Annotated in this window: 7 protein-coding genes; 4 read left to right on the plus strand and 3 right to left on the minus strand. The window is 59.2% G+C overall.

Features of this window, described 5'->3' with window-relative positions; translation table 11 throughout:
* The 3 genes from OQK_RS26585 to OQK_RS26590 form a co-directional block, all read right to left on the minus strand.
* A partial coding sequence (locus OQK_RS26585) for an aromatic amino acid transport family protein (protein ID WP_016775118.1) occupies positions 1-443 on the minus strand: 443 nt, incomplete at its 3' end.
* 251 nt (positions 444-694) lie between these two features.
* Complete coding sequence (locus OQK_RS30850) at positions 695-865, minus strand: hypothetical protein (protein WP_016775119.1); 171 nt, start codon at positions 863-865, stop codon at positions 695-697.
* A 52-nt stretch (positions 866-917) separates the two neighbouring features.
* The gene (locus OQK_RS26590) at positions 918-1,202 is read right to left on the minus strand and encodes a hypothetical protein (protein WP_373877948.1); all 285 of its coding nucleotides are present in this window, start codon (positions 1,200-1,202) and stop codon (positions 918-920) included.
* Between the two features lie 136 nt (positions 1,203-1,338).
* Between OQK_RS26590 and OQK_RS26595 the strand changes: the two genes are divergently transcribed.
* The 4 genes from OQK_RS26595 to OQK_RS26610 all read left to right on the plus strand — a co-directional run.
* The gene (locus tag OQK_RS26595) at positions 1,339-1,722 is read left to right on the plus strand and encodes a tautomerase family protein (RefSeq protein WP_016775121.1); all 384 of its coding nucleotides are present in this window, start codon (positions 1,339-1,341) and stop codon (positions 1,720-1,722) included.
* Between the two features lie 156 nt (positions 1,723-1,878).
* Positions 1,879-2,847 carry a 2-hydroxyacid dehydrogenase gene (locus OQK_RS26600; RefSeq protein ID WP_016775122.1) on the plus strand — a complete coding sequence of 323 codons (969 nt, stop codon included), beginning with the start codon at positions 1,879-1,881 and terminating at the stop codon, positions 2,845-2,847.
* 163 nt (positions 2,848-3,010) lie between these two features.
* A complete protein-coding gene (locus tag OQK_RS26605) occupies positions 3,011-4,078 on the plus strand; it encodes a phosphotransferase family protein (RefSeq protein ID WP_016775123.1) in 1,068 nt (355 codons plus the stop codon).
* 37 nt (positions 4,079-4,115) lie between these two features.
* A partial coding sequence (locus OQK_RS26610) for an SDR family NAD(P)-dependent oxidoreductase (protein WP_016775124.1) occupies positions 4,116-4,487 on the plus strand: 372 nt, incomplete at its 3' end.

Genomic DNA, 4,487 nt, shown 5'->3' on the forward strand with positions numbered 1-4,487 from the left:
AACGACAGCAACGCGCGCGGCGGCGGCGTGATGTGCAGTTGGTGTTGGAGGAAGCTGGCGACCGTGTTGGTCAGGCCGACGCTGTAGATCAACAGGATCGGGAAGATGGCAAAGAAGTACAGCAGCGTGATCAAGGCACCGGCCTTGATACCGAAATGCTGCTCGACCACTTCGGTGATATCGGCGCCTTCGCGACCGGACAGCACAAAACGGGTCAGGCCACGGTGCGCGTAAAACGTCATCGGGAAGGCCAGCAGCGCGAGGATCACCAGCGGCCAGAAGCCCCCCAGCCCTGCGTTGATCGGCAAAAACAGGGTGCCGGCGCCAATGGCCGTCCCAAACAGTCCCAGCATCCAGGTGGTGTCCTGGCGATTCCAGCTCGAAAGTTCAGCGGGTGCTGCTGCGTCGAAGCGCTTTTCGAGGCTATTGGCCTGATCATTCATCCGGTCGGATCTCCGCATTCCGGTCACTTGCCACTCGGTCAGGACGCGTCGGAAAAAACCGACAGACATGCTCCGGCCGAAACAGGGGCGCGATTCTCCGTGATAAATCAATGCAAGCAAAGACTTAGCTGAGGAATGTTTGTGCGGAGCAGACCGATGGGGAGTCGTTTTCGGAATGCTTTTTGCCGTTTCCAGCTACGCTGCATGTCGTTTTCTGGCAGTTTTTCCGGCACCGTGCGCAGCCGGAACGATCAGATCAATCGAGCGACCAGAAAGCCAAACGACATGCAAAGCAAGGCAAGACTCAGCAATGCGAGGATCGGAACGATGTCGCCTCGCTGCTTGAGGCGTAACCTTTCTACGTACTCGTCGTGCTCTCGATCGGAACGGTCAATCATGGCTTGGCGGTCGAACGTACTCATGGTGATTTCCTTTTTCGCGGGTAACGGGTTGGATAGAGCGAAACGCGCACATTCATAACTTGAGCGAAAGGCCGATCAAGGCCGCTGTCGCGGTCAACATTCCGGCCACTACCGCAACCGGGTAGAAATAGGTTTCCCATTTCATCTTTTTTTCTTCCGCCACAAGTTTTTTCCTCTCGGCCACAAGCTTGCGTATTTCATTCATCAGCTTGTCCAGTTCGAGGTTTTCCCGGTCGTTTTGAAGCATTCGCCTTCCCTGGCTGGTGGCAGCTATCGCGCAAGCTGCTCTGAGGCGTGATGATTTCGCATCCATACGGGTGCTGACCAGCAGACGCATCTGCCATTCCCGTAGGCAAAATCCGCGAGTCACGTAAGCCGCCTCATACACGGAATTTGCAATATTCCAGACCAATTACCTGCCAGAACCCTGACCTTGATCTAGCGTGTGAGAAGCCATAACCCAAGGAGCCCTCATGCCACTGGTCCGCGTCGACATCCAGCAAAATCCCGATCCCACTTTCGCCAGGCGCATCGGCGAACAGATCTACGCCGCTCTGCGCAGCTGTATCGATGTGCCCGAGCACGACAACTTCCAGATTCTCAACGAACATGACGCCCAGCATTTCGTTTATGACCCGCAATACCTCGGCATCCAGCGCAGCGACGGCGTGGTGTTCATCCAGATCACCATCAGCGAAGGGCGCAGCGTGGAAAAGAAACAATTGCTGTTCAAAACCATTGCCGAGCGCCTGCATGCGCAACTGGGTATTCGCCTGGAGGATGTGTTCATCAATCTGCTGGAGGTAAAGAAAGAGAACTGGTCGTTCGGTAATGGTGTTGCGCAATACGTCAGCTGATGGGTCGTGCGCCATGCCTGCGTACTTGCTTGTTCCACGAACCCGTCCAGAATCAAAGCACCACTGCTTGAATGCAACGATTGCCAAGCCGCTGCGGATTCAGCACTCTGAGTCGACTTTCGCGACCCACCCGCCGCCAATCACAGGAGCCGCGCAATGCCCGCAACCGTTCTGGTACTGGTTGAAACGATCAATGACTATCTGCCGATTCTTGAGCATCAGGGATTCCACCTGATCCTTGCACCAACGCCAGCCGAACGCGCGCAAGCCATCGCCACCCATGGCAGTCGCATCGACGCCGTGCTCACTCGCGGCCCGCTGGGCCTGACTGCGCAAGAGATCAGCGCCCTGCCCGCCCTGAAAATCATCACGGTGATCGGCGCCGGTTATGAACAGGTAGACCTGCAAGCGGCCAGCGACCGCGGGATCACCGTCACCAATGGCGCCGGTGTCAACGCCTCGTCAGTGGCCGATCATGCGATGGCATTGCTGCTGGCATTGGTCCGCGACATCCCGCGCTGTGATGCCGCCGTGCGCCGCGGTGAATGGCCGAAAATCATGCGCCCGTCGCTGGCCGGCAAGCGTCTGGGCATCCTCGGGCTGGGCGCGGTGGGCATGGCGATTGCCAAGCGTGCGGAGCTGGGTTTCGACATGCAGATCAGCTACCACAACCGCCAGGTGCGCAGCGACGTCGCTTATGCGTTCTGCTCGACACCGACCGATCTGGCGCGAGCCTCGGACTTTCTGGTCGTTGCCACGCCCGGTGGCATTGCTACTCAACATCTGGTCACGCGAGCCGTGCTCGATACCCTCGGCCCCAAGGGTTTTATCGTCAACATCGCCCGCGCCAGTGTTATCGCTACGGCAGATCTGATCACCGCACTCGAGCAACGTCGTATAGCCGGCGCAGCGCTGGACGTGTTCGATCACGAACCGGAAGTGCCTGATGCCCTGAAACACCTCAGCAACGTTGTGCTGACTCCCCACGTCGCCGGGCTCTCCCCCGAAGCCACCCAAGGCACCGTTGAACTGGTGGGGAAGAACCTGATGGCGTTTTTCTCCGGGCAACCGGTGCTGACGCCTGTCGCCCTGCCGCCAAAACTGAGTAACCAGCGCGTGCATTAACGGGCGCGGCATCGTCGAACCGCGCCGATCTTTGCCCCATTCTCAAAGTTGATTATCCAGCAACACGCTAACCTATAAGACCGACCCGCGCTTGTGAGCACCCGAGCGCGCCATTAGATTAGCCAATGATGTCTGGCCTCCAAAATAAGCAGAAGGGATAAGCATGGCGCTTACTGACCAGTCCACCCGGATCCGCGCGGGCGAAGAACTCGATGCCAGCCTGATCGATCCGTACCTCAAGGCGCACATTCCCGGCCTGACCGGCACTCCGCAGATCAGCCAGTTTCCCGGCGGCGCGTCGAACCTGACCTACCTGCTGGAATACCCGGAGCAGGAATTCGTTCTGCGCCGCCCGCCGTTCGGCCACAAGGCCAAATCTGCCCATGACATGGGCCGTGAGTTCCGCATTCTCAACCAACTGCGCGACGGCTTTCCGTATTGCCCGAAGGCCTACGTGCATTGCACTGACGAGGCCGTCATCGGCGCCGAGTTCTATGTGATGGAACGGGTCAAAGGCATCATCCTGCGCGCCGAACTGCCGCCGGAACTGGGCCTTGATTCGGCGAAAACCGAAGCGCTGTGCAAAAGCTTCATCGACCGGTTCGTCGAACTGCACCGGGTCGATTACACCGCCTGCGGCCTCGGCGACCTGGGCAAGCCCGAAGGCTACGTCGCGCGGCAGATCAAGGGCTGGAGCGAGCGCTACGAAAAAGCCCTGACCCCGGACGCGCCGCACTGGGAAGCAGTCAAAGCCTGGCTCAACGACAAGATGCCGGCCGACCACCCGACCTCGAGCATCGTCCACAACGACTACCGCTTCGACAACGTCATCCTCGACCCGGCCAATCCAATGCAGATCATCGGCGTGCTCGACTGGGAACTGACCACCCTCGGCGACCCGCTGATGGACCTGGGCAACACCCTCGCCTACTGGATCGAAGCCGGCGACCCGGCACCGGTGCAACTGATGCGCCGCCAGCCAAGCCATGCGCCGGGCATGCTGACCCGCCGCGAATTCGTCGACTACTACGCCGAGCGCTCGGGTATCCGCATCGACAATTTCGACTTCTACTACACCTACGGCCTGTTCCGCCTGGCCGGCATCGTGCAGCAGATCTACTACCGCTTCTACCATGGCCAGACGCAGGACAAACGCTTCGCGCAGTTCATTCACATGAACAAACTGCTGGAGCAGATGAGCCTGCAGGTCATCGAGAAATCCAGCCTCTGATCCGGGCCAATAACAAGACTTCCAACAAGGGAAACCCATGTCCAAGACTCAGTTGTTCGACCTCGACGGCAAAATCGCTTTCGTCTCCGGTGCCAGCCGTGGCATCGGTGAAGCCATCGCCAAACTGCTTGCCCAGCAAGGCGCCCATGTGATCGTCTCGAGCCGCAAGCTCGAAGGCTGCCAACACGTCGCCGACGCCATCACCGCCGCCGGCGGCAAGGCCACAGCCGTGGCCTGCCACATCGGTGAGATGGAGCAGATCAGCCAGGTCTTCGCCGGGATCAAGGAACAATTCGGCCGCCTCGACATCCTGGTCAACAACGCCGCAACCAACCCGCAATTCTGCAACGTGCTGGACACTGATCTGGGTGCGTTCCAGAAGACCGTCGATGTGAACATTCGCGGCTAC

The organism is Pseudomonas sp. R62, from assembly GCF_000257605.1.
GTDB classification, from domain to species: Bacteria; Pseudomonadota; Gammaproteobacteria; order Pseudomonadales; family Pseudomonadaceae; genus Aquipseudomonas; species Aquipseudomonas atacamensis.

Bases quoted from the DNA above. Each gene is read 5' to 3' on its own strand.
- OQK_RS30850 (WP_016775119.1), bottom strand. From the start codon at position 865: ATGAGTACGTTCGACCGCCAAGCCATGATTGACCGTTCCGATCGAGAG.
- OQK_RS26590 (WP_373877948.1), bottom strand. From the start codon at position 1,202: ATGCGTCTGCTGGTCAGCACCCGTATGGATGCGAAATCATCACGCCTC.
- OQK_RS26595 (WP_016775121.1), top strand. From the start codon at position 1,339: ATGCCACTGGTCCGCGTCGACATCCAGCAAAATCCCGATCCCACTTTC.
- OQK_RS26600 (WP_016775122.1), top strand. From the start codon at position 1,879: ATGCCCGCAACCGTTCTGGTACTGGTTGAAACGATCAATGACTATCTG.
- OQK_RS26605 (WP_016775123.1), top strand. From the start codon at position 3,011: ATGGCGCTTACTGACCAGTCCACCCGGATCCGCGCGGGCGAAGAACTC.